Raw genomic sequence first — 26378 nt, forward strand, 5'->3', positions numbered from 1 at the left:
GAGAGACCCGCTCTGGGCAGGGCGTATCGCGGCCCGGCTGGGCGCGAGCAGTGCCCTGCCCGAGCGTCCGCTACGCCTCCGCGTGGACCTCGGTGTCGTCCAGGGCGGCCGAGGTGTCCGCATCGCCCGGCTTTGCCCGGCCGGCCTTGGCCTTCGCCTCGTCCGAGGGCCGGTCGGACCGGTCGCCCTTTTCGGGAGTAACGAATCGATAACCGACGTTCCGGACGGTTCCGATCAGCGACTCGTGCTCGGGTCCGAGCTTCGCGCGCAGCCGTCGTACGTGCACGTCGACCGTGCGGGTACCGCCGAAGTAGTCGTAGCCCCAGACCTCCTGGAGCAGCTGGGCGCGGGTGAACACGCGGCCCGGGTGCTGGGCGAGGTACTTCAGCAGCTCGAACTCCTTGAAGGTGAGGTCGAGCACCCGGCCCTTGAGCTTGGCGGAGTAGGTCGCCTCGTCCACCGACAGGTCGCCGTTGCGGATCTCCATCGGGGAGTCGTCGGCGACGATCTGCTGCCGGCCCATGGCCAGCCGCAGGCGCGCCTCCACCTCGGCGGGGCCGGCGGTGTCCAGCAGCACGTCGTCGATGCCCCAGTCGGCGGTGACGGCGGCCAGACCGCCCTCGGTCACGACGAGGACGAGCGGGCAGCCGGGGCCCGTGGAGCGCAGCAGCTGGCACAGGCTCCGCACCTGCGGCAGGTCGCGGCGGCCGTCGATCAGGATGACGTCGGCGCCGGGGGTGTCGACGAGCGCGGGCCCCTCCGCGGGAGCCACGCGCACGTTGTGCAGCAGCAGACCCAGGGCGGGGAGCACCTCCGTCGACGGCTGGAGGGCGTTGGTCAGGAGCAGCAGAGAACTCATACGTCTGGTTCCTCCTCGGTCCCTGCGAGGACGTGGGCGGTACGGAACTGCTCTGCGATCCCGAAGGCCCCGTACACCTGCGGTTTCCCGCTTCGTATACAACGCTTCCGAAAGCACAAAAGGACCCGGGGGCAACACTGCCCGAGTCCTCTGCCCAGCAGAATAGCCCACATGGGCAACGGACCGGCAGGTCATACGGCGCATTCCGCCATTCGTCCGAACTGCGAGACGAGCAGACGTACAGCTATGCGGACGTTTCTGCGCACCGCGGACGGGATTGCGATCGATTCCGTATACAACCCGGGTCCGGTCGTATACGACGCCTCCGCGCCACCCGCCGGTGACCTGGTGTTCGTCGTCGCGCACGGCTTCACCGGCGCCGTCGACCGGCCGCACGTTCGCCGGGTGGCCGGGGTGCTCGCCCGGTACGGGGCCGTCGTCACCTTCTCCTTCCGGGGGCACGGCGCCTCAGGTGGCCGCTCCACGGTCGGTGACCGGGAGGTGCTGGACCTCGCCGCCGCGGTCGAGTGGGCCCGCGGCTTCGGGCACGCGCGCGTGGTCACCGTCGGCTTCTCCATGGGCGGCTCGGTGGTGCTGCGGCACGCGGCGCTGCACGAGGGCACGGACGCCGTCGTCTCGGTGAGCGCGCCGGCCCGCTGGTACTACCGGGGCACCGCCCCCATGCGCCGCCTGCACTGGCTGGTCACCCGCCCCGAGGGCCGCCTGGTCGGCCGCTACGGCCTGCACACCCGCATCCACCACCGCGACTGGGACCCGGTGCCCCTCTCCCCGGTCGAGGCGGTGCCGAGGATCGCCCCCACCCCGCTGCTGATCGTGCACGGCGACAGCGACGGCTACTTCCCCGTCGACCACCCCCGGATGCTCGCCGACGCGGCCGGTGACCACGGCGAACTCTGGCTGGAGCCCGGCATGGGCCATGCCGAGAACGCCGCCGAGGACGCCCTGCTCGCCCGGATCGGGGACTGGGCGGTGACGCGAGCGGGCTAGCCTGGCCTCATCCGTCTCTCACTTTTCTTCCATCCTTCTTCCTTCGATCGAGGAACCAGAGGAACCAGAGGAACCAGATGTCCAAGGTCACGGTGCGCTACTGGGCCGCCGCCAAGGCCGCGGCCGGGGTCGCCGAGGAGCCGTACGACGCGGCGACCCTCGCCGAGGCGCTCGCCGCGGTGCGGGAGCGACACCCCGGTGAACTCGTGCGCGTACTTCAGCGTTGCTCGTACCTCATCGACGGTGACCCCGTCGGGACCCGCGGGCATGAGACGGTACGGCTGGCCGAGGGCGGCACGGTCGAAGTGCTCCCGCCGTTCGCAGGAGGGTGAGCGATGACCGATCAGCCGTATGAGGGCCAGAACCCTTACCAGAACCCGTATCAGGGACAGCAGGGGCACGGGTACAACGAGTACGAGGCGTACCAGCACCAGCAGCAGGCGCCGCAGGCATGGCCCGGGCAGGCGGGGTACGACCAGGGCGGGTACGGCCAGGGAGGCTACGACCAGTCCGGTTACGACCGGTCCGGGTACGGCCAGTCCGGCTACGGCCAGTCCGGCTACGACCAGGGCGGTTACGAGGAGCAGCACACCCAGCAGTGGCAGGGCCAGACCTGGGACACGCAGCTGCACACGCCGGTGCAGCCGCCGGTGGCGGCCGCCGAGACGGCGTACCTGGCGCAGCCGACCTACGAGCCCGCCGCATCCGTCCCGCCCGCCGCGCCCGCCCCTCCGCAGCCCCCGGCGCAGCAGCCGCCCGCGCGGCAGCCCTCCGCGCCGGAGTCCGGGCCCGGTTACGGACCGGCCACCCTGTCCGGCAACTCCCGCATCACCGACGCCCAGCGCGCCCGCCTGGAGGGCCGTTCCCCGATCATCGAGCCGGGCATGCAGCCCGCCGCGCTGACCGCGCTGCTCGGCCTGCTGCTCTCCGGTACGGCGGCGATCGGCACGTACGCCCTGGTCGTACCGCTGGTGCTGCTCCAGGCGGTGACCGCCGCGGGCTGGTTCCGGCTGAACGGCATGTGGCCCGCCCGGCAGGGCATCGCCCTCGCCTTCGCCGGCGGGCTCACCGCGGACGCGGCGGTCCTGGTGGCCGGCCGGGAGAACGCCCCCGCCGCGATCCTCGGCCCCCTCGGGGTGTGGGTCCTGCTCGTGCTGGTGCTCCAGCTGCGCTCGCACGCCTCGCCCGACGAGCGCATGTACGGCCTGATGGCGACGGTCGTCTCCACGGCGCTGGCGGTCGTCGCCACCGGCTACCTGGGCGCCGAACCCGACGCGGTGACGGTCGGCGCGGCGGCGGTGGCGGTCGCCCTCCTGGCCCGCGCCCTGCCGCTGCCGACCCCGGCCTCCGTGGCCGTCGCCGTGCTCGCCGCGGCGGGCGCCGGCATTGCGCTGGGCGGTGCGACGGACCTGGGCAGCAAGGGCGCCGTCCTCGGTGCCGCCGCCGCGGTCTGCGCCCTGATCGGCCACCGCGTGGCCGGCTACGACTACCCCTCCCGCTTCGTCCACTTCACGGCGGGCGTGGCCCTGCCGCTGTCGGCGGCCGCACCGGTGGTGTGGGTGCTGGGACGGGCACTGGGCTGATCGGGGTAAGCGGGGTGAGCGAACGCAAGGGCGCGCCCGCCCCTGTCACAGCTGATCGACAATTTCCCTGCGGCCCGGCCCCGCAGGGTTACCGTCGGGTTGTACCGCACATCTCCGAACGCCACGTGACCGCCTAGCCGGGGGAAAACAACGAAATGCGCGCCCTGCGAATACTGCTCATCGTCGTCGTGATCCTGGGCGGCCTGTTCGTGATCGTCGACCGCGTGGCCGTGCACTTCGCGGAGGGCGAGGCCGCCGACAAGCTGAAGGCGACGCAGAACCTCGCCGAGACCCCCGACGTGTCGATCAAGGGCTTCCCCTTCCTCACCCAGGTGGCGGGCGGCTCCCTGGACGACGTCGAGGTCGGCATCAAGGACTACGAGGCGGCCACCGGCAAGGGCGCCGAGAAGATCCGTATCGACGACCTGAAGGCCGACATGAAGGGCGTCGACTTCTCCGGGGACTACAGCTCGGCCACCGCGTCGACCGCCACCGGCACCGCGACCGTCTCCTACGACGAGCTGCTGAAGACGGCGAAGTCCGAACCCACCGAGGTCGCCCCCGGCGTCACCGCCCGCGTGGTCGGCCTCTCCGACGGCGGCAACGGCAAGATCAAGGTCGCGGTGGAGGCGACGGTCCTCGGCAACAAGCTGCCCAAGCCGGTCTACGTCCTCAGCTCGGTCGCCGTCGAGGGCGACCAGGTGAAGGTGCGCGCCGACTCCATGCCCGTGATCGGCAAGGTCGACATCGCCGAGAGCCGGGTCCGCGAGATCACCGACTTCAGGCAGGCCATAGACCAGCTGCCCGGCGGCATCAAGCTGGACTCGGTGCGGGCGGCGAAGGACGGCGTCGAGATCACGGTGAAGGGTTCGAACGTCCGGCTGGCCGGGTAGGACCACGTGCGGTGAACGCGGGCGTCCGAGGAGCGAGACGCCCGCGTCCGTACCGCAGAAGCACCGGCCGTGAACGGTGCCCGGAAGCCCTGCGGCGGGGCCTCTTTCCCACAGCGTGTCCCACATCCCGGACGATCGCATCTCAACATACGACACCCCGGTGACACACACCACTGTCCGTACCTACGATCGTCGGCATGAAGCGACAGGCGGATCTCACGAAGCGGCGGGCAGTGGACCTGTGCCGCGTTGCCGCCATGCTCTGTCGCCCCTTCTGAGCGGAAGCCCGAATTCCGCGCTCACCCCTTCGCCCTGCCCTGCTCAGGGCATCCGTGCGTCGGCCCGCAACGGGCCGCGCACCCACGCACTCGCACGCCCCGCCGCAACTGCCCCGGAGGAGAAAGAGCATGAGCCGCAGCGACGTCCTGGTCGACGCCGACTGGCTCCAGGAGCACCTGGACGACCCGACCATCGCCATCGTCGAGGTGGACGAGGACACGTCCGCCTACGAGAAGAACCACATCAAGAACGCGATCCGCATCGACTGGACCAAGGACCTCCAGGACCCGGTCCGCCGCGACTTCATCGACCAGGCCGGCTTCGAGAAGCTCCTGTCGGAGAAGGGCATCGCCAACGACCACACGGTGGTCCTCTACGGCGGCAACAACAACTGGTTCGCGTCCTACGCCTACTGGTACTTCAAGCTCTACGGCCACGACAACGTCAAGCTCCTCGACGGCGGCCGCAAGAAGTGGGAGCTGGACGCCCGCGAGCTGGTCGACGGCACCGAGGTCCCCGAGCGCCCGGCCACCGAGTACAAGGCCAAGGCCCAGGACACCTCGATCCGCGCCTTCCGCGACGACGTGGTCGCCGCGATCGGCTCGCAGAACCTGGTCGACGTGCGCTCGCCCGACGAGTTCTCCGGCAAGCTGCTCGCCCCCGCCCACCTGCCGCAGGAGCAGTCGCAGCGCCCGGGTCACGTCCCGTCCGCCCGCAACATCCCGTGGTCGAAGAACGCCAACGACGACGGCACCTTCAAGTCGGACGACGAGCTCAAGGAGCTCTACACCGAGGAGAGCGTCGACCTGGCCAAGGACACGATCGCCTACTGCCGCATCGGTGAGCGCTCGGCCCTGACCTGGTTCGTCCTGCACGAGCTGCTGGGCGTGCAGAACGTCAAGAACTACGACGGCTCCTGGACCGAGTACGGCTCCCTCGTCGGCGTGCCGATCGAGCTCGGCGCCAACAAGTAACCCACCCGACCGACCTTCCGGTCAGACCCCAACCCTCTGGAGAAAGACATGTGTGGAGCGAAGGCCGGCGGCCCGGACGCCTCGACGATCAAGCCCGGTGAGACCACGATCCAGGGTCAGGTGACGCGCGACGGCGAGCCGGTGACGGGCTACGTCCGCCTGCTGGACTCGACCGGCGAGTTCACCGCGGAGGTCCCCACCTCCGCCACCGGACAGTTCCGCTTCTACGCGGCCGAGGGCACCTGGACCGTCCGCGCCCTCGTCCCCGGCGCCACCGCCGACCGCACGGTCGTCGCCCAGCAGGGCGGGCTCGCGGAGGTAGCGATCGCGGTCTGAGCCCCCTCAGCACCGGCCGAAGGGCCGCGCCCCCGGGTTGGACACCTGGGCGCGGCCCTTCGGCGTTCGCGTCCACCGCACGCGCCGAGCGCCGCGTGGCCGCCTACTCTGGAGTCATGTACGCACGGCGACGGCATCTGTACTTCGCCATGATGGGGACGTGCATCGCACTCTTCGTCCTGGCGTGGGGAGTCGTGCGCCTGTGGTCGGTGCCCGCCGCGGTCGGCATGTGCGTGGTGGCCATGGTCATCCCGCCCGTCGCGGCGATGATCGCCAACCGGCGCGGGCCCGAGGACCGCTGGTGGGACGACCCCTCGGGCGATCCGCAGTCCGACGAGTGGTGGGACGAACTGGACGGCAAGAAGCGCCCCCGCTCGTAGCGCCCCGCTCGTGCGGCCGCGTCCCGGAGCCCGCGTCTCAGTAGACGAGCGCCTGCGTGCCGTCGCCCAGCGCCTCCTGGACGAAGACCTGCGCGCCCGCGATCCGCACGCCCTCGATGACGTCCTTCTCGGTGATCTCCCGGCGGGCGGCGCACTGCGTGCACAGGGTGATCCGGCCGGCCGCCAGGATCGACTCGATCAGATCCGGCAGCGGGGCCGCGTGCGGCAGCTCGAACTCGGCGGCCCGCCCGGGCAGCGCGAACCACGACGACTCCCCGGTCAGCCACAGCGAGACGTCGACCCCGCTGGCCACGGCCACCGCCGCCACCGTGAACGCCTGCGAGCAGCGCTCGGGGGCATCGGCCCCCGCCGTCACCTTGATCACGAGCTTCTTGGTCATGCCGGAAGCGTAGCCGCGACGACGAGCGTCACCGCCCGCGTCGAAGTCACCGGTGACGTCCCCACCCTCGTCCCCGTCCGGGACGGCAAGGACACCCGCCGTACCCCCTCCTGACGGGGAAAGCGGGTGTCCTCGGGTGTCGATGGCGGCTGCGCGTCGGCCTAGTCGCCGGATTCGCCCCGGATGTACTCCTCGTACTCCGCGGCGGTGAGGAGACCGTTCAGCTGCGACTTGTCGGACAGGGTGATCTCGATCATCCAGCCGTCGCCGTACGGATCGCTGTTGACCAGCTCGGGCTCGCCGTTGAGCTCGTCGTTCACCGCCGCGACCGTGCCGGCAACGGGCATGTAGACCTCGGACACCGCCTTGACGGACTCCACGGTGCCGAACGGCTCCGACGCTTCGAGTCGGGCGCCGACCTGGGGCAGCTCGACGAAGACCACGTCACCGAGCTGCTTCTGGGCATGCTCGGTGATGCCCACGCGGACCTTGCCGCCCAGGGCGCGGACCCATTCGTGGTCCTTGCTGTACTTGAGGTCCTCCGGTGTGGCCATGGCTCCTCCGTGGAATGGTCGCCGTAGTGCCCGGGGATCGTCCGGGCCCCACCGGAGAGCGTCGTACAGCAACCGGGCCGTCGCCCGGATTGTCCCCTGACCGGGTGAGTCCGCGACCAGGGCCACCTGACCGGGAAGGGCGGGCCCCGGCCGCGTAAGCTTGGGCACGGCTCTGTGTACGCCCACCCTCGCTCAAGGAGCACCCGTGGAGATCTTCTTCGAAACCCTGCTGGTCCTGGTCTGCGTCGGCGTTCTCGCCTTCGCGGGGCTGACCGTGAAGAAGCTGTACCAGGGCCAGCGCTGACCCCCATCAAGGAACTGCCGACCTCATGATCGAGATCCCGTCCGACCTCCACAAGGACCTGGTTCCCCTCGCGTTCCTGCTCGGCAACTGGGCCGGCGCGGGTGTGCACGACTTCCCCGGCTCGGAGAAGTGCAACTTCGGGCAGGAGGTCACCTTCACCCACGACGGGCGTGACTTCCTGGAGTACCACTCCCACACGTGGGTGCTGGACAACGACGGGAACAAGGTCCGCCCGCTGGAGTCGGAGTCCGGCTTCTGGCGGATCGACGCCGACCGCAAGGTCGAGGTCACGATGACCCGCGACGACGGCGTCATCGAGATCTGGTACGGCGAGCTCGCCGACAAGAAGCCCCAGATCGACCTGGTCACGGACGCCGTGGCCCGCACGGCCGCCTCCAGCCCCTACAACGGCGGCAAGCGCCTGTACGGCTACGTCAAGAGCGACCTGATGTGGGTCGGCGAGAAGCAGACCCCCGAGGTCGAACTGCGCCCCTACATGTCGGCCCACCTGAAGAAGGTCGTCACCCCGGAGGAGGTCGAGCGCTGGGCCAAGGCCCTCCCGGACGACCTCCCGGACGACGGCATCGCGTTCTTCAAGTAGCCCTCCGGCACCTTCGCCGGTTCCTTCACGTCCCCCGTGCCCGCAGTGGACCCGCAGTGGCCCGGGGGACGTTGTGCTTGTTCGGCGCGCTCGAACGGGTTTTGGAGTCCTGGCTCAGGCCCGGTATCGCGGGGCGAGTGTGCTGGTGGACGAGGAGCGGAGCCCGAACTCCGCCGCGGCGATGCGATCCACCGCCTCGCCGTCGACCAGGCCGGGCACGCACACGACCTCGCCGGTTTCCAAGGCCCTCAGCGAAGCGGTCACCACGTCTTCGACGGGCATGCCTCCGTCGTCGTGTACTCGCGCCACATCACCGGGTACCGGATCCTGGCCCTGGGTGAGGTGGAACTCGGTCGCCGTCAGCCCTGGGCACAGCACCTGGACACGAACCGGCGCACCGGCCAACTCCGCGGCCAGGGTTCGGCTGAAGGTGACCACATACCCCTTGGTCCCTCCGTAGACCGCCCGCACCGGCAGAGGATCCGGCGGAAGCGAACCGGCGAAGGCGAGGGTGGAAGCCACGTTCACCACGGCGCCGCGGCCGCGTGCCAGCATGCCGGGCACGGCTGCGCGAGTGAGCCGGGTGAGCGCCACCACGTTCACGGCCATCACCTTCTCCAGCAGTGCCGTATCGGTCTCGGCGAAGGGGCCGTAGCCGTTGATGCCCGCGTTGTTCACCAGCAGCTCGACGTCGTCCTCGGCGGTTCGCCGGGCAATCCGGTCCAGGTCACCGGCATCGCTCAGATCCGCGACGACGGTTTCCACCCGAACGTCGTGCTGCGCGGTCAGCTCTGCGGCAAGTGCGCGGAGACGCTCTGCGCGCCGCGCCACCAGCACCAGCTCGTGACCGTCCGCGGCGAGCCGACGTGCGTAAGCCGCACCGATGCCCGAGGAGGCACCGGTCACGATGGCTGTTCCCCTGGCGGGGAGGGATTCGGGATGGACAGTCATGAAGTCCTCCTTGTGATCGTGATTCGACGGAGGCGTCCCTCAGACGTTCCTGGCTTCGGCAGTGATGATCTTCAGGGCCTCGGTGATGCGGTCGTGGTGGGTGCGGTGGGAGACCACGCACACGCGCAGGGTGTGGCGTCCGTCGACCACCGTGCTGGAGAGCACGATGCGCTGGTGGCCGTTGATCCGTTCCAGCAGACGGCGGCTTGCTCCGTCCGCCCGCTCGGCGGCGGCCGGGCCGGCGTCGGCGGGACGGACGCGGAAGACCACGGTGGACAGGTCCGGGCGCTGAAGGACCTCCAGCTCGGCGACGCCGGACAGCGTGTGGTGGACGTGTGCGGCCAGGTCGAGCTTCTCGTCCAGGGCCTCGCGGAAGGCGTCCACCCCGTGCAGGTGGAGGGGGAGCCAGGCTCGCAGACCGCGGATCTCGTGGGTCAGCTCGGGCCCGAGGTGACCGGAGTCCGGGACGCTTCCCGCCGCCCCCATGTCCTGGAGGTAGCTGCCGGTGCCGTCGTGTGCGGCGTGCAGGGCGGTGAGGTCGCGGACGACCAGGGCGCCGGTGCCGAACGGCATGAACAGGGTCTTGTGCGGGTCCAGGGTGATCGAATCGGCCTCCTCCATACCGGTGAGGCGTTCTGCGCCGCGTGCGGTGAGCCGGAAGAAGCCTCCGTAGGCCGCGTCGATGTGGAACCACACGTCCTCGCGGCGGGCCAGGTCGGCCAGCTGCGGCAGCGGGTCGACGGTGCCGGTGTCGGTGGTGCCGGCGGTGGCCACCAGCAGGAACGGCCGCAGCCCTGCGTCCCGGTCGGCGCGGATCATCGCCGCCGCGGCCTCCGGGTCCATCCGCAGGTCCAGGGTGTGCGGCACGGTACGTATGCGGGCGGCGGGGATACCGGCGAGGCGGGCGGCCTTGGCGACGGAGTGGTGGGCGAAGGCGGTGGTGTAGACGGTGCCGTCGGCGAGATCCTCCCCGAGCCCGTGGTGGCGGGCGGCGACCGTCGCGGAGAACGTGGCCATCGAGCCACCGCTGGTCAGCAGCCCGCCGCTGCCCTCCGGGAGACCGCACACCTCCTGGGCCATCCAGCGGATCACACTCTCCTCCAGTGCGGCGAGCGCCGGGGCGACCGAGGCCAGGCCGCCGTAGCGGTTGACGGCACGGTTGTAGAACTCGGCGAGCGCGGCCGAGTACAGACCGCTGCCCGGGATGTACGCCAGGTGGCCGGGCCCGGCCGTCTCCAGAGCGCAGTCGGCGGCCTCGTCCAGGCGTGCGAGCAGAGCCTTCAGGTCACCGCCCCGGGCGGGCGGCGGCGCCAGGAAGGACTCCACCAGGTCGGCCTCGGCCTGCGGGGGCAGGGGACTGCTCGCGGGGCGGGCCGCGAGGTTCTCGGTGCGGTCGACGACACGGTCCAGGACGAGACGGCCCATTTCGGTCATCGCGGCGCGGTCGGGTTCCAGGGGGAAGCAGTGCATGAGGCAGTCCGGTGGGCGGGAGAGGGGTACGGAGGCGCGGTCCGGCGTACCGGCCGGAGCACGTGACCAGGATGCATCGCCAAGCCCGGCACACGATGGCGTGAGCAGTGCCCGGACGGCCCTGTGACGAAGGATTGTTCGCCAGCCCGGCCAGTACGCTGCATTTCATGCCACGCCCCCTCTACGACCGTATCGACCGGGCGATCCTGGACCACCTCCAGCGTCACGGACGCACCCCCAACGTCGACCTCGCCGAGGCCGTACGCCTGTCACCCTCGTCCTGCCTGCGGCGCACCAAGGCGCTGGAGGAGGACGGGGTCCTGGCCGGCTACCGGGCCGATCTGGACCGCGAGCGCCTCGGCCTCGGGCTGACGGTGTTCCTCTCCCTCAAGGTCGAGCACTCCCGCACCACCTCCCAGGTGGTCGAAGAGGCACTGAAGGCGATCGACCACGTGGTCGCCTGCCACGTGGTCTCCGGCGACGCCGACTTCTTCGTCGAGCTCGCCGTGCCGGACCTGAGCACCTTCGAAAGGGTGCTCACCGACCAGATCCTGGCCATCGGTCCCGTGCGTGACGCCCGCAGCACCTTCTGCATCCGCACCGTCATCGACCGCGGCCCGCTGCCCCTCACCTCCTGGCCGGCACCGCGTGCATGACCGGACGACACGGCTTCATCCCATGAGAAAGCGCCCCCGCAGGGCCGTGAGATGCGCACGGCACGCCCGGTGCGGGCGGCCCTAGACTGGACGCCGTGGTGAGCACCGACTGGAAGAGCGACCTAAGGCAGCGCGGCTACCGGCTGACGCCGCAGCGGCAACTCGTGCTCGAAGCCGTGGACACCCTTGAGCACGCGACCCCCGACGACATCCTCAGCGAGGTGAGGAAGACGGCGTCGGGGGTCAACATTTCCACGGTCTACCGGACGCTGGAGCTGCTGGAGGAGCTCGGCCTGGTCAGCCACGCCCATCTGGGGCACGGCGCTCCCACCTATCACCTGGCCGACCGCCACCACCACATCCACCTCGTCTGCCGGGACTGCCAGAACGTGATCGAGGCGGACGTCTCGGTGGCGTCCGAGTTCACGGCCAAGCTGCGCGAGACGTTCGGGTTCGACACGGACATGAAGCACTTCGCGATCTTCGGCCGCTGCAAGGACTGCGCTCTCAAGAGTTCAAATACCGAGTCGTAGGCTTGGCGTATGAAGAGCCCACTGCTGTCCCTGCCCGGCGCCGTCCCCGCCGAGGGCGTGGACGAAGGCGTCGCCGCCCACTACGGCGACCTGTTCCGTGAGCAGCGTGCCCTCGCCGACGGCACCGGATTCGTCGACCTCTCCCACCGCGGTGTCGTCACCGTCACCGGCGAGGACCGCCTGAGCTGGCTGCACCTGCTGCTCACCCAGCACGTCAGCGAGCTCCCCGCGGGCCGGGCCACCGAGGCGCTGATCCTGTCCGCGCACGGCCACATCGAGCACGCGCTGTACCTGGTGGACGACGGCGAGACGGTCTGGGCGCATGTGGAGCCCGGCACCCAGGAGGCGCTGCTGGCGTACCTGGAGTCGATGAAGTTCTTCTACCGCGTCGAGGCCGCCGACCGCACGGACGACTTCGCGGTGGTGCACCTCCCGGCCGGTTCCATCGCCGAGGTGCCCGAGGGCGTGGTCGTACGGGAGACGCCGTACGGCCGTGATCTGTTCCTGCCGCGCGCGGACCTTGAGGCGTACGCCGAGTCCGCGGGCCCGCCGGCCGGGATCCTCGCCCACGAGGCGCTGCGCGTCGAGCACCACCGCCCCCGCCTCGGCTTCGAGACCGACCACCGCACCATCCCGCACGAGCTGGGCTGGATCGGTACGGCGGTCCACCTCCAGAAGGGCTGCTACCGCGGCCAGGAGACCGTCGCCCGGGTGCAGAACCTGGGGAAGCCGCCGCGCCGGCTGGTCTTCCTCCACCTCGACGGCAGCGAGGTCCACCTGCCGACGCACGGCACGGAGATCCACCTCGCGGACGAGGGTCCGGACGGCCGCAAGGTCGGCTTCGTCACCACCTCCGTACGGCACCACGAGCTCGGACCGGTCGCCCTGGCCCTGCTGAAGCGGAACGTGCCGGTGGACGCGCGGTTGGTGGCCGGGGACACGGCGGCGGCGCAGGAGGTCGTGGTCGAGCCCTGACCCGTGACCCTCTGGGGCCCGGCTACATCTCCTACATCTCCAGCAGGACCGTGAACGGGCCGTCGTTCGTCAGCGAGACCCGCATCCGCGCGCCGAACCGGCCCGTCGCCACCGTCGCGCCCAGGGCGCGCAGTCGGGCGACCACCTCGTCGACGAGCGGCTCGGCCAGATCGCCGGGCGCGGCGGCGTTCCAGGTGGGGCGGCGGCCCTTGCGGGCATCCCCGTAGAGGGTGAACTGGCTGATCACGAGCAGCGGGGCGTCGACGTCGCTGCACGACTTCTCGTCGTGCAGCATCCGCAGCGACCACAGCTTGCGGGCGAGCTGGGCCGCCTTCTCCTTGGTGTCCTCGTGCGTGACCCCGACGAGGACGCACAGCCCCTCGCCGACGATCTCGCCCACGGTCTGCCCGTCCACGACGACGCTCGCGCCGTCCACTCTCTGCACCACTGCTCGCATGCGGACCATGATGCCGGGTGGCGGGGACCGGGGCACAGGCGGTCCATTATGGTTCCTTAGCCCCCATCTGGGGCTGTTCGGGGGTACTCGGTCACATAGCGGCCACTTGGGGTGGCACGATGCTGCCCTACGCGGTTGAGGGGACGGTAGAGGCACATGAGCACACCGAGTACGGAGCGGCTGGATCTCAAGGGGATCCAGCGGCCGCCCACGCAGCGCAGCGACAGCCCGGCGCTGCCCGTGGAGCCGCCCGGGCACGAACTGACCCGGCTGAGCCTGCCCGAACTGCGCACCCTGCGCCGGGACGCACAGCGTGACGAGGCGGACCTCAGTTACGTACGGCGGCTGTTGCAGGGCCGGATCGACATCCTGCGCGCGGAACTGGCCCGCCGGGGCGGCGAGAAGCCGGTCGCCGTGGACGGCCCGAGGGACGCGACGGTGGTCGCCTCCGTGGTGTCCCGCCTCCCGGAGATCCTCACCGACGCCCCGGCCCGCCAGCGTTCCTCGGCCCGCCACGTCACCCTCGGCACCCCGCACAACGAGGAGTACCGGCGGCTGGCCGCCGACATGCTCGCCGAGGTCGAACTCTCCGACCTCGAGGCCCGCACCGATCTCGAACTGGGCACCGCGATGGGCCGCCTCGTCCGTTACGAACAGCAGGTCTCCAGCCGCCGCCAGCACCTCCAGCGCACGACGGACGACTGCAGCGCGGAGATCGCGCGCCGCTACCGCGACGGCGAGGCCCAGGTGGACGACCTCCTGACGTGAGGTGCCCCCGGGGCCCGCTGGGTACGGGCCCGGAAAACCGAGCGGGCGCCGTCCGAATGGCCGACGCCCTGCTGCGTACGTTCAGGCGGCTCCCTCCTGCCGAAAACCGTGGTGACTGATCCGTAGCGGTACTTGTTCAGTTGTGGCTGTGCGCGTCCGTGTTGAGTTGTCGCTGTTCGGTTGTGACTGTGCTCGGGCCGGGCTCCCGGCTCCCCTCCGGAAGGGAACCCGGCGGCCGGCCAACCGGAGGAGGAACCACGTTGAGGGACCATGTTCTCCAAGTTGGCTGCCAACTCCACAGTACTTATCTCCGCTTGGAAGCGGCTCATAACCACCTTTCACTGAACTGCCCCAAGATGGCGGGAAGTTGTACTGTGTGACGGTGGACCCGGAACACGCCTCCGCCAATGGGCGGAAGAGGGCACCACGGCCACAGAAGTCACACACCGAGGTGGCCGACGAACTGCGCGCCCGGATCAGGTCCGGAGCGCTCAGGCCGGGCCAGCGCATGCCCACGCAGGCCAAGCTCGCCGACGAGTTCGGCGTGGAGCGCGGGGCGGTGCGCCAGGCGCTGCGCATCCTCCAGTCGGAGCAGCTGCTCACCAACGTGACCAAGGGCAGCCCCGCCACCGTGGCCCCCGACCCGGGCCACCGCGGTGCCCCGGCCGGTCCGCCCGCCCCGCCCGAGCCCACCATGGTGGCCCTGGCCTCGCGGATAGCCGCCTCCTTCGCGGCCCCGCACGTCGAGATCGACGCGCTGTGCCTGACCGCGGTCTCGCTCACGCTGGCGATCGGCGAGCCACTGCGCCAGATCCACGCGGGGCGCTTGAAACCGGCCAAGGTCGACGTCCGTGTCCTGCTGCCCAGCCGGGACATCGACCTCGCCTTCCCGGCGCCGGTGGACGCCTCGGCCGCCGGCCTGCTGCACCGGCGCTGGCTTGCCCAGCGCAACGCCCAGGGCCAGGTGCTCCAGCACAACCTGCTGGCACTGCGCGCCACGCACGGCATCGACGTGCACGTCTCCTTCCGCGCGCTGCCGTTCACCCCGCCGGTGAAGCTGTACCTGCTCAACGGCACGGAGGCGCTGTTCGCGTACTACACCCTCGCGCGGCGCGAGCGGGAGATCGAGCACGAGCACCTGGAGCTGTACGACGCCGAGGGCACGCGCTCGATGCTGTTCGCCTTCGAGCAGGCCGCCGGACTGCGGGACGGGACCTTCGTGGAGCAGTCACGCCTGTGGTTCAACGCCCTTTGGGGGACGATCAGTTCGGATCTCGTACTCACGGGGTGAGCGGATCAGAGGGTGGGGCCGGCGAGCAGTACGGCGAGCAGCACGGCCCCGGCCGAGCTGACGGCCGGACTCTTCGCCTTGAGGCCGATGCTGAGCATCAGCAGACCGACGATGCCGGTGGCACCGTACTTCCACTGCACGATCTGTTCGAAGCCGACGACGAAGACCGCGGAGATGAGGGCGAGGGCTGGCACAGTGGTTCCCCCTTCAGGTTGCCGGGAAGCAAAACTTCCGCCAACTGGACTAAGTTGGCAACCAACTCTGCCTAAGTTGTCCCCACTTGGCGAACATCCATAAACAACCTGCGAACAACCCTCTTTGGGCGGATGCGCGCTCCAGGTGCGCATCGACGTGCGCACGGGACCAGTCAAATCCGAGTCTCAGGCCTGGGTCATCAGCAGCACGAGCAGCACGGCTCCGATGGAGGAGCAGGTCGAGTTGTTGGCCTTGATCCCGGCTACGAGGAGAAGGAGCGCGAGCATGCCGACTCCTCCGTAACGGTTCTGGATCATCTGGTCGAAGCCCATGGTGAGGACTGCCGCCATCAGTTGAGTGGTGATCATGACTCCCCCTGTCAACCAGTCGTCCAATTGGACTGGCTTGGACATCGGGATATTGCCCTGACCGCGTGATCGGTTAACCGGCACAGGAAGTTTGACTGATGATTTGACTGAAATTAGGTTGGCGCCCAACTATGCCCATGTTGCGGGACCTTGGTCGATACTTATGAACAACCATGAAACAACTCCCGATAGATGGATCAAGGTTGTAGCGTTCTGGTCGTGACCAAGGAGAGCGTGGCAGTGGACCGCGGCAAGAGGTTCTCGCCGCAGGAGATCGCCGACGTCCTGCGGGAGCGGATCCGCGCCGGCGAGCTGAAGGCGGGTGACCGGCTGCCCACACAGTCGGAGCTCGCCGAGGAGTTCGGCGTGGAGCGCGGGGCGGTGCGCCAGGCGCTGCGGGTCCTGCACGAGGCCGGGCTGCTGACCAACATGAGCAAGGGCAGTCCGCCGCGCATCGCGGAGCCGAGCGCGCCCCGGGGCGAGCCCCAGCCGACGATGGTCGGGCTGTCGCCGAGGCTGACGGAGACGCTCGCGGCCCCCCACGCCCGTATCGACGTCGTCTGCCACACGGCCGAGACCTTCATGGTGGCCCTCGGCGAACCGCTTCGGCTGATCCACGAAGGCCGGTTCCGCCCCGACACGATCGACGTCCGGATCCTCGTACCGTCCCGGAACATCACGCTCGCCTTCCCGGTGCCCGTCGAGGGGCGCGGCGAGGACGACCCCGTCCACCGGCGCTGGCTCGGGATGCGCAACGCCCAGGGGCAGGTCCTCCAGCACAACCTGCGGTCCCTGCGGTCGACCCACGGTATCGACGTGCGGGTGGCCTTCCGTGCGCTTCCCTTCACCCCGCCCATCAAGATGTACCTGCTCAACGGCGAGGAGGCACTGATCGGGTACTACACGCTGACCCGGCGCGAGGAGGAGTGGGGGAGCGAGACGCTCGACATGTACGACGCCCTCGGCTCCACGTCCCTGCTCTTCCACTTCAAGAAGAGCGCCGGGGAACGGGACGCGGCGTTCGTGCAGGAATCGCAGAAGTGGTTCGACGCCCTCTGGGAAACCATCACCACGGACCTGACACTCTCCTAGTGACTTCTGATACGGCACGGACCCACTGGGACACGGAACGAAGCGCGACGCTGCGGAAGCTGGTCGCCGACGCGAGGGTCGTGCTCTGGGACTTCGACGGGCCGATCTGTGGTCTCTTCGCCCGCCATTCGGCACGGCAGGTGGCCGGTGATCTGAGCCGGTGGCTGGGGGAGCGGGGCCTGCGAGCGCTGCTGACGGCAGCCGCGCAGGAGTCGGACGACCCGCACGAACTCCTGCGGGCCGTCGGCCGCCTGCACCCCGGCAGCGACCTGATCGGCGAACTGGAGGAACGGCTCACCAGACAGGAGCTGTTCGCCACGTCCACGGCGATGCCCACCGCATACGCGGACGTGCTGATCCGCACCTGGACCGCGGTCGGCTCACGACTGGCCATCACCAGCAACAACTCTCCCCGGGTCGTGCGCAGGTACCTGGAGGGACGCGATCTGCTGTCCTGCTTCGCCCCGCACATATACGGCCGGACCCAGGACCTCAGCCGGCTCAAGCCCGACCCGTACTGCCTGAACCGCGCACTGACCGCGATGGGGGCGGAGGCCGGCGCCGCCGTGATGATCGGCGACGCCCCCACCGACTTCGCCGCCGCCGCGCTCATAGGGGTGCCCTTCATCGGCTACGCGACCAGTGAGGAGAGCCTCAAGCGGTTGCGGGACGCCGGGGCCGAGGTGGTGGTGGCGTCGCTCGAGCCGTTGCTGCGGGTTCTTCGGGACAGTTGACCGGGAGGCAGTCGGCGGTTCCCCCCTTCGGCGCGCCACTTTCCCGCCAATCGGGCTAATGCGGCCGAGCGGAGACCGGCATGATTCCAGCGGTCGGCGTCAACCCTCGGTCCAATAAGAGTGATTGACCGACAGAATGTAGTGCGCTCGGCGCGCAAGGGCGATAGGTTCGGTCCGTGGCTACCTCAGGACGTGGAGAGAGCGGAGAGAGGGCTTCCACTCTGGTGGAGTCCGTGCTCCGGGAGCAGCTGGCCAACGGGACCTACCGCGTCGGCCAGCGACTGCCGACGCAGCTTCATCTGGCCGCGGACTTCGGGGTGAGCCGGGACACCATCCAGCGGGTGCTGCGCAAGCTGTCGGACGAGGGATGGGTCGAGTCCCGGCAGGGCAGTGGCATGCGCGTGCTGAAGGTGCCGCAGGCGGAACCGGCGGGCACCCGTCCCAAACGGCGGGTGACCACATCGCTGGGGCCACTGATCCACCATGCCTTCGAGCAGCCCGTCGTCACACTGGACACCTTCGCGCTGACCTCCGAAACGCTGTGGAACCACCTGAAGGTCCAGGCCGAGCGAGTGGTCAGCGGGGAGGTCGAGCCGGAGCGGGTCAGGCTGCGCATGCTGCTGCCCTCCGAGAAGGTGAAACTGGCCTACCCCGCCGCCAAGGACGAGGCGGACGACCGGATCTGGCAGCGCTGGCGGGCCATGGCGCGCAGGTACGCCATCGAGATCAACGGCCTGATGGAGCAGTTGCGGGCCAGGGGGGTGGACGCCCAGGCGGAGATCCGCCGCGTGGAGATGACCCCGCAGTACAAGCTGTACGTGATCAACGAAGAGGACCTGTTGTTCGGCTTGTACGAGGTCTTCGAGCGCACGATCACCCTGGAGGACGGCACCGCCGTCCCGGCACTGGACGTGCTCGGTCTCGGCTCGGTGCTCTCCCACTACCGCGCGGAAGCGACCGAGGCCGGCGCGGGCGGGCCCGATGGAGCCGACGGGCACGACGGCCGGATCTTCGCGACCATGCGAGCCAGTTTCGAGTCGTACTGGGAACGTCTGAGCGAGGCTGAGACTGTCGCCTGAAGCGCGCCTGAAGCACGCACGAAGCATCGGCGGCCCGCGGTGCCGTCGCGGCGTCCGCATAGTGGCATGACGTGAGAAGGGCCCTCCCACACGCTATTGTCTGCGCGCATGTCGCACCCTCTGCCCCGCAGAGCGCACCTGTCCCTCGTGCGCTTCTTCGCGGAGGCGCGGCGCCGCAGCCCCGACGGGGAGGTGGTTTCCGGCCATCACAACATCAACCGCATCGCAGCACTGCGGCAACCGCTGGCCTTCCTCCTCCGGAAGCCGTCCGGGCGGCATCTCGCCAAGTTCCGCACGCCCTTCCCCACGATCGAGGTGGTGCCCCGGATCTGGTCCAGTGAGGCCCAGGTGCTGCGTGCGCTGGAACCCCACGTCAGTGGCGTCCCCCGCTGCCTGGCCGACTTCGGAGAATGGTCACTGCACGAGTACGTCGACGGACAGGCCCTGGCCGACGCCGTGCCGGAGGGCCCGATCGGCAGCGCACGGATCATGGCGCTCGCCGAGTTCTTCGCGGACCTCGCCGACGTCACGGAGAACGAGCTGCCGCCGCTCCCGCCGGACTGGCCGCGGCAGGCCGACAGCCGGGGTTTCCTGGAGTGGATCGCGCGGTTCGCGAGGGACAGGGTGCACCACGCCAATCAGCCCCGCTTCGGGGCGCTCTTCGAGGCGATCGGCATCCCCGAGGACGCGATCGACCGCTTCATGCGCTCGGTGCCGGTGCTGACCCCGCGTCCCTTCGTACTGCTGCACACGGATGTCCACCGCGCCAACGTGGTGGTGGTGCCCGCACCGGAGGACGAGCGTCGTGAGCGTCTGTCGGTGATCGACTGGGAACTCTGCCTGTTCGGCGATCCGTTGCATGACGTGGCGACTCATCTGGTGCGGATGGGCTACGACAAGGCGGAGCAGGAGCTGATGGTCCGTATGTGGGTGGACGCCATGCGCCGTTCGGGTCATGCGGCGGCGACCGCGGGCATGGAGACCGACCTGCCCGTCTACCTCGGCTTCGAGTACGCCCAGTCGGTGTTCCCGGACGTGATGAGGGCCGCGCTGCTGCTGCCGGACCACCCCGGTGAGCGGGACCTCGGTGTCGCGGCCGAACGCATCCGACGGGCTCTCCAGCGGGCGCGTGAGCCGCTCGGGCTCCTCGACGAGGTCGGGGACGAGCAGACGGTCGTCGACGCTCTGCGCGAGTGGGACGCGGACGACGCGGAACGGCGACTGCTGCGGGCCGGCGGCAGGAGCGGCTGAGACGAGAGCGGCAGGAGCGGCTGGGACGAGAGGGGACGGCATGGCTGACGACCGTGCGGCGGGCAAGGCGGCGCGGCGGCTGATCGAGGAGTCGCGTGGTGTGCTGTTCGACTTCGACGGGCCGGTCTGCCGGCTGTTTCCCAAGGGCGCGTCGGCGCCGCTGGCGGACGAACTGCGCGGCCTGGTCGCCAAGTACGGCGCGGGAGACGTCCTCACCGACGAGGAACGCGAAAGCCCCGATCCGCATGTGGTGCTGCGGGCCGTGCACCGGGCCCGGCGGGAGCGGGCCGTACGGGAGCTGCCGGCGCTGCTGGAGGAGCACCTCACCGCGGGAGAGGTGACCGCCGCGGAGACGGCGTGGCCCACCGAGCTCGCCGACACCCTCGTACGCCGGCTGACGGACCGGGGCCACCGCCTGGCGATCGTCACCAACAATTCCGCCGAAGCGGCGCGTCGTTACCTTTCCCGTGCCGGCTTGCTCGACCGGTTCGAAATGATTGAGGGGCGCACGACGAATCCCGCCCTCATGAAGCCCGATCCTGATGTAATCTTCCGCGCACTCGACGGGCTCGGTCTCGGGCCCACGGACGCGGTGATGATCGGGGACAGCGGCTCGGACTTCCAGGCGGCACGGCGAGCGGGAGTATCGTTCGTCGGCTACGGCCGGAACGAGCGCAAGATACGGGGACTTCGGGCGGCAGGTGCCTCGATTGTCGTGGACTCCTACCGTGCGGTGCTCCAGAGGGAATGAACGTCGGGGTGACCGAGAGGGGCCCGCTGTGGGGAATTCACAGGCTCGTCTGAGGGCGATCGAGCTGAGCGGCGACGCGAGACACGTGAAAGGGCCGCTTCGGGGATATCACCACGAAACATATGTCTTCCCTCTCCAGGGCGGGGCCAGGTACAAGCTCCGGGACCCGCGACCAGGACTTCTCTGGTTCGACCGAAGATGCTTCACGTCCGAGGAGCAACTGCTCCGCGCGCTCTCGGGCCGCATATCCAGGATCCCGGACGTCATCGAAATCGACGGCACGACCTTGCAGCGGTTCATCGAGGGAAAGACGCTCGGAGAGCTGCTCGGGGCGGGCTGCGCGGTGCCTCCCGACATCCTCGGGCAGATCATCGGTATGTTCCGCCAGATGGTGGAAGTGCCGCCCGAAAGCCTTTCGGCGGACCGCTGTTGCATATCCGAACACCTCCGCAAGCATGTCTCGGGTCTGAAGGAACGTCCTTTCAGCCTGCTCCACGCCGATCTGCACCGCGAGAACCTCATCGTCGACGACGACCGGCGCCTGTGGACGATCGACTGGGAGCTGGCCGTGATCGGCGACCCGCTCTACGACGTCGCCACCCATCTGCACCTGATGCGCTACCCGGACGGGCAGGCACGGGCCGTTGCCCGGCAGTGGGCCGACACCGTGGAACGCGTCCGCCCCGGCAGCGCGAACGGCTGGCGGCACGACCTGCCTCTGCTCCTCGGCTACAAGCGGGCCCAGTCCCTCATCACCGACGTCGTCCGGGTGGCCCAGTCGCTGGGTGCCTGCCCGGAACGGCACTGGTGGTTGTTCGCCAAGGCGGCACTGAAACTGCGCCGCGTGCTGACCGAAGCCGCCCTGTGGCTGGGGCTGGAGTCGGTCCCGGGCTCCCGGCAGATCGCCACGGCACTCGTGCGCTGGCAGCACGACCACGGAAGGAGCCCTGGGTACGTCCCCGCGTAGGCAGGCCTCACCCGGGATCGAGACGGCGGGCCCCGACGGACTCGGGGCCCGCGTGGCGGCTAGCGGTCGGCGCCGGCGGCATCGAGGAGCGGGACCAACTGCTCCTCCTCGTAGTCGAGGTGGGCCTCCAGCTCCTCGGTCAGCCGTACGACCTCGGCACGCGCCTCGGCCGGGTCCTCGGCGGCGACCGCCCGGCGCAGCTCGCCGACGAGCACGGCGATCCGTTCGTGCTCCAGACGAAGCCGCTCCCGGACCGGGGCGAACTCGGGGTGCCGCTCGGCGAGGAACGGGAACATCATGGTGTCCTCGCCGGTGTGGTGGTTGTGCAGGCCCTGGCAGAACACGAGGCAGTTGACCCGCAGCTGCGCGCCGAGGGAGCTGCCGCCGCTCGCCATCTCCCTCCGGATCAGGGCGAGTTCGCGCCGGAAGGCGTCGTGCACCAGCCTGATCGCCTCGCCCGGCGAGCGGGCCTCGATGTGTCCCGGTCCGGACGTGGCGATCCGCTCCAGGGCGACGACCGGGATCACCCGGCCCGCCTTGCGCTGGTACTCCGCCCAGCCCGGGTCGGCCTCCACCGCCCGTGCGAAGGCCCGGTCGCGTTCGTCGCCCGCCAGGACGACGGCGCGCGCCTCGTACGTGAACACGCCGCTCTCCACGGTCACCCGCGGTCGCGCGAGGAGGTTGCGGTACCAGTCGGGGTGCCGGGGCGAACCGCCGGCCGAGGCGATCACCAGGACGCGGTCGCCGTCGTCGGGGAGGTAGCCGACGGGTGTGGTGTGCGGGTTGCCGGTGCGGGCGCCGGTGGTGGTGAGCAGCAGCAGGCGGCCGCCCTCGAAGGGGCCGCCGACGCGGCCGTGGTTGGCGCGGAACTCGTCGATGACGTGTTGGTTGAAGTCGTGTGGACTGAAGTCGTTGGGCACTCTCTCTGCTTTCTTCCTCTGCTGTCGATGGTCATGGACGCAGAGGAACAGGCGGGCTCCTGGCCCGCCGCGGCCTCACTCAGAGGCCGGGCACCCGACTCGCTCACGGCACAAGGCCGACCCGGCAGTCATGATCGGGAGGTTATCGTCCCCCCATGACTGACGCCACCGACTTCCAGGGCATCCCGTCAACCACCCTCGCCGACCTCCTGGGCCGTGCGCAGGTCATGGATCTCGGCATCCGGTCCCTGTGGGACCCGGTCCCGCGCCTGGCCGGGCCGGCGTACACCGTCAGCTGCCCGCCCGGCGACAACCTCATGCTGCACGCCGCGATCCACCGTGCGCGGCCCGGCTCGGTCGTCGTCGTGGAGTCGGGCGATCTGGAGTACGCGCTGGCCGGCGGCAACGTGTGCGCGGTGGCCCGGCGGCGCGGCATCGCGGGGTTCGTCGCCGACGGGGTGGTCCGTGACCTCGCCGAGATCCGGGAGATGGGCTTCCCGGTGTTCGCACGGGGCGTCGTCCCGATACCGGGCGCGAAGTCCGTCGTACGGCCGCTGAACCGGCCGGTGCGGTGCGGCGGGGCCGAGGTCGCCGCCGGGGACGTGGTCGTCGCCGACGAGGACGGGATCGTGGTCGTGCCGTCCGCCCGCCGGGCCGAGGTGCTGGCGGCGGCCCGGGCCCGGCTGGCGAAGGAGGCCGCCGGGAGCCTCGACGCATGGGAGGCGGCACACCGGGCCCGCATCGACGAAATCCTCGCCGCGGAGGGTTACGAGGGCTGATCCTGTCCGGCGTGCTGCTCTTCCTCGACGTCGACGGGACGCTGCTGCCGTTCGGCGCGGACGGCCCGTACCCCGTGTACGAGTCGCCCTCCGTGCCCGCGGCGGCCGCCGCCGACAACCCGCTGCTGACCCGGATCGACCCGGCCCTCGGCCCCCGGCTCGCGGCGCTGGGCTGCGACCTGGTGTGGGCCACCACCTGGCTGGACGACGCGAACGCCTTCGTGGCGCCCTGGCTCGGCCTGCCCCGGCTGCCCCTCGTGGACTGGCCCGACGACGACGATCCCCCGGGCCCCCTCCACTGGAAGACCCGGCCGCTGGTCACCTGGGCGGCCGGCCGCTCCTTCATCTGGCTCGACGACGAACTCACCCGGACCGACCGCGCCTGGGTCGCCGCCCACCACCCCGGGCGGGCGCTCCTCCACCGCGTCGAGCCTCACCGAGGGCTCACGGATGCCGACTTCAGCGTGCTCCGGGAGTGGCTGCGGGGTACCCGCGCACGGCCGTAGTGCGCGTGATCACGTCACGCCGGCGGCCGGGTGAGTTTGGCGGCGACGGCGTCGAGGACCCAGTCCAGGCCGGTCGTGAAGGATGTCTCGGCGTCCACGTCCGTGCCGTCGTGCACCGCCTTGGCCAGCGCCGGGAAGCGGCCCGTGGCCAACATCCTTGCCACATGCGGGCCGTGGGCGCGCTGCCATTCGCGCTTGGACAGGCCCGTGGCGCGCTCGGCCCGCAGGTTGGCGATCTCGCGCCTGATCGCGCCGGTGAAGTAGGCGCTGACGGTCTGCACGGCGCGCATGACGGTGTCGATGTCGGCGTGACCGTCGAGGGCGGACAGCGTGGCCTCGGTCACGGCGAGGCCGTTCGGGCCCAGGGTCGGGCGGCCGCCGAGCAGGTCGGCCAGCCATTCGTGACGGAGAGCGGCCTGCCTGGTGCGGTGGGCGAGTACGCGCAGCGCCTCCCGCCAGTCACCGGGCTGCTCCTCGGGGAGGATCTCGGCCTGGACCTCGTCCACCATGAGGTCGAAGAGCTCCTCCTTGGTGGAGAAGTACCCGTACAGCCGCATCGGGCCGGCGTTCAGCCGGGCGGCGACCTTGCGCAACGACACCGCCTCCAGCCCGCCCTCGTCGGCCAGCGCGACGGCGGCGGCGACGATCCGCTCCCGGTCGAGCGGCACGGGGCGAGCCGGCGGCTCCGGCCGGTCCCAGACAGTCATGGTCACATCGTACGGTTGCGATACATCGTCAGCAGTCAATACAGTGTATCGACATGAGACATCGCATCGCAGTGGTCGGGAGCGGCCCCGGCGGCCTTACCTTCGCCCGCGTCCTGCACCGCCATGGCTGTCCCGTCACCGTCCTCGAACGCGATCCCTCCCCCGACGCCCGCCCCCCGGGCGGCACGCTGGACCTGCACGAAGGGCTGGGCCAGCTCGCACTGGACAAGGCGGGACTGCTCGCGGATTTCCAGGCGCTGTCCCGACCCGAGGGACAGGCCATGCGCATCCTGGACACGGACGGGACCGTCCTGCGCGACTGGCGCCCCGGTCCGGACGAGCGGGCCAATCCCGAGATCGACCGCGGGCAACTCCGTGACCTGCTGCTCGGCCCTCTCGACGTCCAGTGGGGGCGGGGCGTGACGCGGGTGGTGCCGGGGGCCCGGGACGGCGTACGGGTCCATTTCGCGGACGGCCGGCAGGAGACGTTCGACCTCGTGGTCGGCGCGGACGGCGCCTGGTCCCGGACCCGCCCGGCGGTCTCGCCGGTGACGCCGCACTACACCGGCGTCACCTCGGTCGAGACCTCCCTGGACGACGTCGACACCCGCCACCCCGACCTCGCCCGGCTGGTCGGCGACGGTTCCGTGGCCGTGTACGGCGTGAGCCGGAAGCTCGTCGCCCAACGCAACAGCGGCGGCCACGTCAAGGTGTACGCCCAGTTCCGCGCGCCGCTGGACTGGCACGCGAACCTGGACCTGGCCGACGCCGAGGCCGTGCGAGCGAGCCTGCTGGCACTGTTCGACGGCTGGGCCGCCCCCGTCCTCGACCTCCTCCACCACGGCACCGCGTTCGTCCACCGCCCCCTCCACGTCCTGCCCGTGGCCCACACCTGGACCCACGTCCCCGGCGTGACGCTCCTGGGCGACGCCGCCCACCTGATGCCCCCGCTGGGGGCGGGCGCGAACCTCGCGATGCTGGAGGGTGCCGAACTCGCCGAGTCCATCGCCGCCGGCCCTGAGGATCTGGACGAGGCCGTCCGCGCCTTCGAGGAACGGATGTGGGCACGGGCCGGCAGGTGGGCGGAGATCACGACGGCCGGTCTGGAACGCCTCGTGAGCCAGGACCCCGCCGAAGCCCTCGCCCTCTTCGACCGGGTCCAGCCGTCCGCCACGTGACACGACACACTATTGCAAGCAGGTGCTTGCAATAGTTAGCGCGAATGGGGCAAGGTGGAGTCATGGCATCGCTCAACGTCGGCAATCTCGGTGAGTACCTGCGCGAGCAGCGGCGAAACGCCCAGCTCTCGCTCAGGCAGCTCGCCGACGCCGCCGGGGTGTCCAATCCGTATCTGAGCCAGATCGAGCGCGGCCTGCGCAAGCCGAGCGCGGAGGTGTTGCAGCAGGTCGCCAAGGCGCTGCGGATCTCCGCCGAGACGCTGTACGTGCGGGCCGGGATCCTCGACGCCGAGCGGGACCGGGACGAGGTGGAGACGCGTGCCGTCATCATCGCCGACCCCACGCTGAACGAGCGGCAGAAGCAGGTGCTTCTACAGATCTACGAGTCCTTTCGGAAAGAGAACGGATTCGGGTTCGACACCGCGGGCGAGGAGAACACGGACGAGGACACAGCGAGCGTCGCCGGCGCCGTGCGCGGCACCCGCACGGCCGACGGCGACGACGCCGATGCCGGCCCAGATCCGCGGCAGACGGCCAGTTGAACCGGACCAGGGCACTGGCCGGCCCGCCGCGGACCCA

General features: G+C 70.3%; 34 protein-coding genes. 24 read left to right on the forward strand and 10 right to left on the reverse strand.

Going from position 1 to position 26378, the window contains the following annotated elements:
* Positions 1-70: 70 nt before the first annotated feature.
* Positions 71-859, reverse strand: coding sequence for a winged-helix domain-containing protein (locus ACFY01_RS40880; protein WP_390740863.1), 789 nt, complete (start codon positions 857-859; stop codon positions 71-73).
* A 171-nt stretch (positions 860-1030) separates the two neighbouring features.
* On the opposite strand from ACFY01_RS40880, the gene ACFY01_RS40885 reads away from it, so the two are divergent.
* The 8 genes from ACFY01_RS40885 to ACFY01_RS40920 all read left to right on the forward strand — a co-directional run bounded on the left by ACFY01_RS40885 (position 1031) and on the right by ACFY01_RS40920 (position 6312).
* Positions 1031-1867, forward strand: a complete 837-nt coding sequence (locus tag ACFY01_RS40885; RefSeq protein ID WP_390740864.1) for an alpha/beta hydrolase — start codon at positions 1031-1033, stop codon at positions 1865-1867.
* Between the two features lie 77 nt (positions 1868-1944).
* Positions 1945-2199 (forward strand): MoaD/ThiS family protein, encoded by a 255-nt coding sequence (locus ACFY01_RS40890; protein ID WP_390740865.1) that lies wholly within the window; start codon positions 1945-1947, stop codon positions 2197-2199.
* Positions 2200-2202: 3 nt separating this feature from the next.
* A complete protein-coding gene (locus ACFY01_RS40895; RefSeq protein ID WP_390740866.1) occupies positions 2203-3450 on the forward strand; it encodes a hypothetical protein in 1248 nt (415 codons plus the stop codon).
* A 155-nt stretch (positions 3451-3605) separates the two neighbouring features.
* Positions 3606-4343 (forward strand): DUF2993 domain-containing protein, encoded by a 738-nt coding sequence (locus ACFY01_RS40900; protein ID WP_390740867.1) that lies wholly within the window; start codon positions 3606-3608, stop codon positions 4341-4343.
* A gap of 197 nt (positions 4344-4540) precedes the next feature.
* Positions 4541-4621 (forward strand): Ms5788A family Cys-rich leader peptide, encoded by an 81-nt coding sequence (locus ACFY01_RS40905; protein ID WP_350751515.1) that lies wholly within the window; start codon positions 4541-4543, stop codon positions 4619-4621.
* Positions 4622-4750: 129 nt separating this feature from the next.
* Positions 4751-5596, forward strand: a complete 846-nt coding sequence (locus tag ACFY01_RS40910; RefSeq protein ID WP_390740868.1) for a sulfurtransferase — start codon at positions 4751-4753, stop codon at positions 5594-5596.
* Between the two features lie 48 nt (positions 5597-5644).
* Positions 5645-5932: a DUF1416 domain-containing protein gene (locus ACFY01_RS40915; RefSeq protein WP_010351646.1), complete on the forward strand. Its 288-nt coding sequence runs from the start codon at positions 5645-5647 to the stop codon at positions 5930-5932.
* A gap of 116 nt (positions 5933-6048) precedes the next feature.
* Complete coding sequence (locus ACFY01_RS40920) at positions 6049-6312, forward strand: DUF3099 domain-containing protein (protein WP_390740869.1); 264 nt, start codon at positions 6049-6051, stop codon at positions 6310-6312.
* A gap of 37 nt (positions 6313-6349) precedes the next feature.
* Here ACFY01_RS40920 and ACFY01_RS40925 read toward each other — a convergent pair whose 3' ends face one another.
* Both ACFY01_RS40925 and gcvH read right to left on the reverse strand, forming a co-directional pair.
* The gene (locus tag ACFY01_RS40925) at positions 6350-6712 is read right to left on the reverse strand and encodes a DsrE family protein (RefSeq protein WP_387830758.1); all 363 of its coding nucleotides are present in this window, start codon (positions 6710-6712) and stop codon (positions 6350-6352) included.
* A 161-nt stretch (positions 6713-6873) separates the two neighbouring features.
* The gene (gcvH, locus tag ACFY01_RS40930) at positions 6874-7266 is read right to left on the reverse strand and encodes a glycine cleavage system protein GcvH (RefSeq protein ID WP_390740870.1); all 393 of its coding nucleotides are present in this window, start codon (positions 7264-7266) and stop codon (positions 6874-6876) included.
* Between the two features lie 329 nt (positions 7267-7595).
* Between gcvH and ACFY01_RS40935 the strand changes: the two genes are divergently transcribed.
* On the forward strand, positions 7596-8171 hold the full coding sequence (locus ACFY01_RS40935) for an FABP family protein (RefSeq protein ID WP_390740871.1): 576 nt from the start codon (positions 7596-7598) through the stop codon (positions 8169-8171).
* A gap of 114 nt (positions 8172-8285) precedes the next feature.
* On the opposite strand, the gene ACFY01_RS40940 is transcribed toward ACFY01_RS40935, so the two are convergent.
* Positions 8286-9122, reverse strand: coding sequence for an SDR family NAD(P)-dependent oxidoreductase (locus tag ACFY01_RS40940; protein WP_390740872.1), 837 nt, complete (start codon positions 9120-9122; stop codon positions 8286-8288).
* Positions 9123-9161: 39 nt separating this feature from the next.
* Positions 9162-10592 (reverse strand): pyridoxal phosphate-dependent decarboxylase family protein, encoded by a 1431-nt coding sequence (locus ACFY01_RS40945; protein ID WP_390740873.1) that lies wholly within the window; start codon positions 10590-10592, stop codon positions 9162-9164.
* 167 nt (positions 10593-10759) lie between these two features.
* Between ACFY01_RS40945 and ACFY01_RS40950 the strand changes: the two genes are divergently transcribed.
* From ACFY01_RS40950 to ACFY01_RS40960, 3 genes are all read left to right on the forward strand, one after another.
* On the forward strand, positions 10760-11248 hold the full coding sequence (locus ACFY01_RS40950; protein ID WP_390740874.1) for an Lrp/AsnC family transcriptional regulator: 489 nt from the start codon (positions 10760-10762) through the stop codon (positions 11246-11248).
* Positions 11249-11343: 95 nt separating this feature from the next.
* Positions 11344-11781, forward strand: a complete 438-nt coding sequence (locus tag ACFY01_RS40955; RefSeq protein ID WP_390740875.1) for a Fur family transcriptional regulator — start codon at positions 11344-11346, stop codon at positions 11779-11781.
* Between the two features lie 9 nt (positions 11782-11790).
* Positions 11791-12756, forward strand: coding sequence for a YgfZ/GcvT domain-containing protein (locus ACFY01_RS40960; protein ID WP_390740876.1), 966 nt, complete (start codon positions 11791-11793; stop codon positions 12754-12756).
* A 31-nt stretch (positions 12757-12787) separates the two neighbouring features.
* Here ACFY01_RS40960 and dtd read toward each other — a convergent pair whose 3' ends face one another.
* Positions 12788-13213 (reverse strand): D-aminoacyl-tRNA deacylase, encoded by a 426-nt coding sequence (gene dtd / locus ACFY01_RS40965; protein WP_390740877.1) that lies wholly within the window; start codon positions 13211-13213, stop codon positions 12788-12790.
* A 156-nt stretch (positions 13214-13369) separates the two neighbouring features.
* Between dtd and ACFY01_RS40970 the strand changes: the two genes are divergently transcribed.
* On the forward strand, positions 13370-13981 hold the full coding sequence (locus tag ACFY01_RS40970; protein ID WP_390740878.1) for an aerial mycelium formation protein: 612 nt from the start codon (positions 13370-13372) through the stop codon (positions 13979-13981).
* 376 nt (positions 13982-14357) lie between these two features.
* Positions 14358-15272, forward strand: a complete 915-nt coding sequence (locus ACFY01_RS40975; RefSeq protein ID WP_390740879.1) for a winged helix-turn-helix domain-containing protein — start codon at positions 14358-14360, stop codon at positions 15270-15272.
* Between the two features lie 5 nt (positions 15273-15277).
* Here the strand turns inward: ACFY01_RS40975 and ACFY01_RS40980 are convergent, their stop codons facing one another.
* Together ACFY01_RS40980 and ACFY01_RS40985 are read right to left on the reverse strand one after the other, a co-directional pair.
* On the reverse strand, positions 15278-15466 hold the full coding sequence (locus ACFY01_RS40980) for a hypothetical protein (RefSeq protein WP_390740880.1): 189 nt from the start codon (positions 15464-15466) through the stop codon (positions 15278-15280).
* Positions 15467-15652: 186 nt separating this feature from the next.
* On the reverse strand, positions 15653-15835 hold the full coding sequence (locus ACFY01_RS40985; protein ID WP_390740881.1) for a hypothetical protein: 183 nt from the start codon (positions 15833-15835) through the stop codon (positions 15653-15655).
* A 213-nt stretch (positions 15836-16048) separates the two neighbouring features.
* On the opposite strand from ACFY01_RS40985, the gene ACFY01_RS40990 reads away from it, so the two are divergent.
* The 6 genes from ACFY01_RS40990 to ACFY01_RS41015 all read left to right on the forward strand — a co-directional run bounded on the left by ACFY01_RS40990 (position 16049) and on the right by ACFY01_RS41015 (position 21709).
* On the forward strand, positions 16049-16927 hold the full coding sequence (locus tag ACFY01_RS40990) for a GntR family transcriptional regulator (protein WP_390740915.1): 879 nt from the start codon (positions 16049-16051) through the stop codon (positions 16925-16927).
* Positions 16927-17661, forward strand: coding sequence for an HAD family hydrolase (locus ACFY01_RS40995; RefSeq protein WP_390740882.1), 735 nt, complete (start codon positions 16927-16929; stop codon positions 17659-17661). Before ACFY01_RS40990 ends, ACFY01_RS40995 begins: the two co-directional genes overlap by 1 nt.
* Before the next feature lie 224 nt (positions 17662-17885).
* Entirely contained in the window at positions 17886-18740 is an 855-nt protein-coding gene (locus tag ACFY01_RS41000) for a winged helix-turn-helix domain-containing protein (RefSeq protein WP_390740883.1), read from the forward strand.
* A 108-nt stretch (positions 18741-18848) separates the two neighbouring features.
* Positions 18849-19991, forward strand: coding sequence for a phosphotransferase family protein (locus tag ACFY01_RS41005; protein ID WP_390740884.1), 1143 nt, complete (start codon positions 18849-18851; stop codon positions 19989-19991).
* Positions 19992-20031: 40 nt separating this feature from the next.
* The gene (locus tag ACFY01_RS41010) at positions 20032-20742 is read left to right on the forward strand and encodes an HAD family hydrolase (RefSeq protein ID WP_390740885.1); all 711 of its coding nucleotides are present in this window, start codon (positions 20032-20034) and stop codon (positions 20740-20742) included.
* Positions 20743-21028: 286 nt separating this feature from the next.
* Positions 21029-21709 (forward strand): phosphotransferase family protein, encoded by a 681-nt coding sequence (locus ACFY01_RS41015; RefSeq protein ID WP_390740886.1) that lies wholly within the window; start codon positions 21029-21031, stop codon positions 21707-21709.
* A 59-nt stretch (positions 21710-21768) separates the two neighbouring features.
* Here the strand turns inward: ACFY01_RS41015 and ACFY01_RS41020 are convergent, their stop codons facing one another.
* Positions 21769-22629: a nitroreductase/quinone reductase family protein gene (locus tag ACFY01_RS41020; RefSeq protein ID WP_390740887.1), complete on the reverse strand. Its 861-nt coding sequence runs from the start codon at positions 22627-22629 to the stop codon at positions 21769-21771.
* A 155-nt stretch (positions 22630-22784) separates the two neighbouring features.
* On the opposite strand from ACFY01_RS41020, the gene ACFY01_RS41025 reads away from it, so the two are divergent.
* Together ACFY01_RS41025 and ACFY01_RS41030 are read left to right on the forward strand one after the other, a co-directional pair.
* Positions 22785-23408, forward strand: coding sequence for an RraA family protein (locus ACFY01_RS41025; protein WP_390740888.1), 624 nt, complete (start codon positions 22785-22787; stop codon positions 23406-23408).
* A gap of 11 nt (positions 23409-23419) precedes the next feature.
* Entirely contained in the window at positions 23420-23914 is a 495-nt protein-coding gene (locus ACFY01_RS41030; protein WP_390740889.1) for an HAD domain-containing protein, read from the forward strand.
* Between the two features lie 14 nt (positions 23915-23928).
* On the opposite strand, the gene ACFY01_RS41035 is transcribed toward ACFY01_RS41030, so the two are convergent.
* Positions 23929-24621 carry a TetR/AcrR family transcriptional regulator gene (locus ACFY01_RS41035; protein ID WP_390740890.1) on the reverse strand — a complete coding sequence of 231 codons (693 nt, stop codon included), beginning with the start codon at positions 24619-24621 and terminating at the stop codon, positions 23929-23931.
* A gap of 53 nt (positions 24622-24674) precedes the next feature.
* Between ACFY01_RS41035 and ACFY01_RS41040 the strand changes: the two genes are divergently transcribed.
* Together ACFY01_RS41040 and ACFY01_RS41045 are read left to right on the forward strand one after the other, a co-directional pair.
* Entirely contained in the window at positions 24675-25799 is a 1125-nt protein-coding gene (locus ACFY01_RS41040) for an FAD-dependent oxidoreductase (RefSeq protein WP_390740891.1), read from the forward strand.
* A 62-nt stretch (positions 25800-25861) separates the two neighbouring features.
* Entirely contained in the window at positions 25862-26341 is a 480-nt protein-coding gene (locus tag ACFY01_RS41045) for a helix-turn-helix domain-containing protein (RefSeq protein ID WP_390740892.1), read from the forward strand.
* The last annotated feature ends 37 nt before the right edge of the window (positions 26342-26378 follow it).

Origin of the sequence: Streptomyces sp. NPDC001480 (genome assembly GCF_042894725.1) — a bacterium.
Lineage (GTDB): Bacteria > Actinomycetota > Actinomycetes > Streptomycetales > Streptomycetaceae > Streptomyces.

Excerpts from the sequence above, each read along its gene's own strand:
- ACFY01_RS40880 (WP_390740863.1), bottom strand. The coding sequence starts at position 859 with ATGAGTTCTCTGCTGCTCCTGACCAACGCCCTCCAGCCGTCGACGGAG.
- ACFY01_RS40885 (WP_390740864.1), top strand. The coding sequence starts at position 1,031 with ATGGGCAACGGACCGGCAGGTCATACGGCGCATTCCGCCATTCGTCCG.
- ACFY01_RS40890 (WP_390740865.1), top strand. The coding sequence starts at position 1,945 with ATGTCCAAGGTCACGGTGCGCTACTGGGCCGCCGCCAAGGCCGCGGCC.
- ACFY01_RS40895 (WP_390740866.1), top strand. The coding sequence starts at position 2,203 with ATGACCGATCAGCCGTATGAGGGCCAGAACCCTTACCAGAACCCGTAT.
- ACFY01_RS40900 (WP_390740867.1), top strand. The coding sequence starts at position 3,606 with ATGCGCGCCCTGCGAATACTGCTCATCGTCGTCGTGATCCTGGGCGGC.
- ACFY01_RS40905 (WP_350751515.1), top strand. The coding sequence starts at position 4,541 with ATGAAGCGACAGGCGGATCTCACGAAGCGGCGGGCAGTGGACCTGTGC.
- ACFY01_RS40910 (WP_390740868.1), top strand. The coding sequence starts at position 4,751 with ATGAGCCGCAGCGACGTCCTGGTCGACGCCGACTGGCTCCAGGAGCAC.
- ACFY01_RS40915 (WP_010351646.1), top strand. The coding sequence starts at position 5,645 with ATGTGTGGAGCGAAGGCCGGCGGCCCGGACGCCTCGACGATCAAGCCC.
- ACFY01_RS40920 (WP_390740869.1), top strand. The coding sequence starts at position 6,049 with ATGTACGCACGGCGACGGCATCTGTACTTCGCCATGATGGGGACGTGC.
- ACFY01_RS40925 (WP_387830758.1), bottom strand. The coding sequence starts at position 6,712 with ATGACCAAGAAGCTCGTGATCAAGGTGACGGCGGGGGCCGATGCCCCC.
- gcvH (WP_390740870.1), bottom strand. The coding sequence starts at position 7,266 with ATGGCCACACCGGAGGACCTCAAGTACAGCAAGGACCACGAATGGGTC.
- ACFY01_RS40935 (WP_390740871.1), top strand. The coding sequence starts at position 7,596 with ATGATCGAGATCCCGTCCGACCTCCACAAGGACCTGGTTCCCCTCGCG.
- ACFY01_RS40940 (WP_390740872.1), bottom strand. The coding sequence starts at position 9,122 with ATGACTGTCCATCCCGAATCCCTCCCCGCCAGGGGAACAGCCATCGTG.
- ACFY01_RS40945 (WP_390740873.1), bottom strand. The coding sequence starts at position 10,592 with ATGCACTGCTTCCCCCTGGAACCCGACCGCGCCGCGATGACCGAAATG.
- ACFY01_RS40950 (WP_390740874.1), top strand. The coding sequence starts at position 10,760 with ATGCCACGCCCCCTCTACGACCGTATCGACCGGGCGATCCTGGACCAC.
- ACFY01_RS40960 (WP_390740876.1), top strand. The coding sequence starts at position 11,791 with ATGAAGAGCCCACTGCTGTCCCTGCCCGGCGCCGTCCCCGCCGAGGGC.
- dtd (WP_390740877.1), bottom strand. The coding sequence starts at position 13,213 with ATGCGAGCAGTGGTGCAGAGAGTGGACGGCGCGAGCGTCGTCGTGGAC.
- ACFY01_RS40970 (WP_390740878.1), top strand. The coding sequence starts at position 13,370 with ATGAGCACACCGAGTACGGAGCGGCTGGATCTCAAGGGGATCCAGCGG.
- ACFY01_RS40985 (WP_390740881.1), bottom strand. The coding sequence starts at position 15,835 with ATGATCACCACTCAACTGATGGCGGCAGTCCTCACCATGGGCTTCGAC.
- ACFY01_RS41005 (WP_390740884.1), top strand. The coding sequence starts at position 18,849 with ATGTCGCACCCTCTGCCCCGCAGAGCGCACCTGTCCCTCGTGCGCTTC.
- ACFY01_RS41010 (WP_390740885.1), top strand. The coding sequence starts at position 20,032 with ATGGCTGACGACCGTGCGGCGGGCAAGGCGGCGCGGCGGCTGATCGAG.
- ACFY01_RS41025 (WP_390740888.1), top strand. The coding sequence starts at position 22,785 with ATGACTGACGCCACCGACTTCCAGGGCATCCCGTCAACCACCCTCGCC.
- ACFY01_RS41035 (WP_390740890.1), bottom strand. The coding sequence starts at position 24,621 with ATGACTGTCTGGGACCGGCCGGAGCCGCCGGCTCGCCCCGTGCCGCTC.
- ACFY01_RS41040 (WP_390740891.1), top strand. The coding sequence starts at position 24,675 with ATGAGACATCGCATCGCAGTGGTCGGGAGCGGCCCCGGCGGCCTTACC.
- ACFY01_RS41045 (WP_390740892.1), top strand. The coding sequence starts at position 25,862 with ATGGCATCGCTCAACGTCGGCAATCTCGGTGAGTACCTGCGCGAGCAG.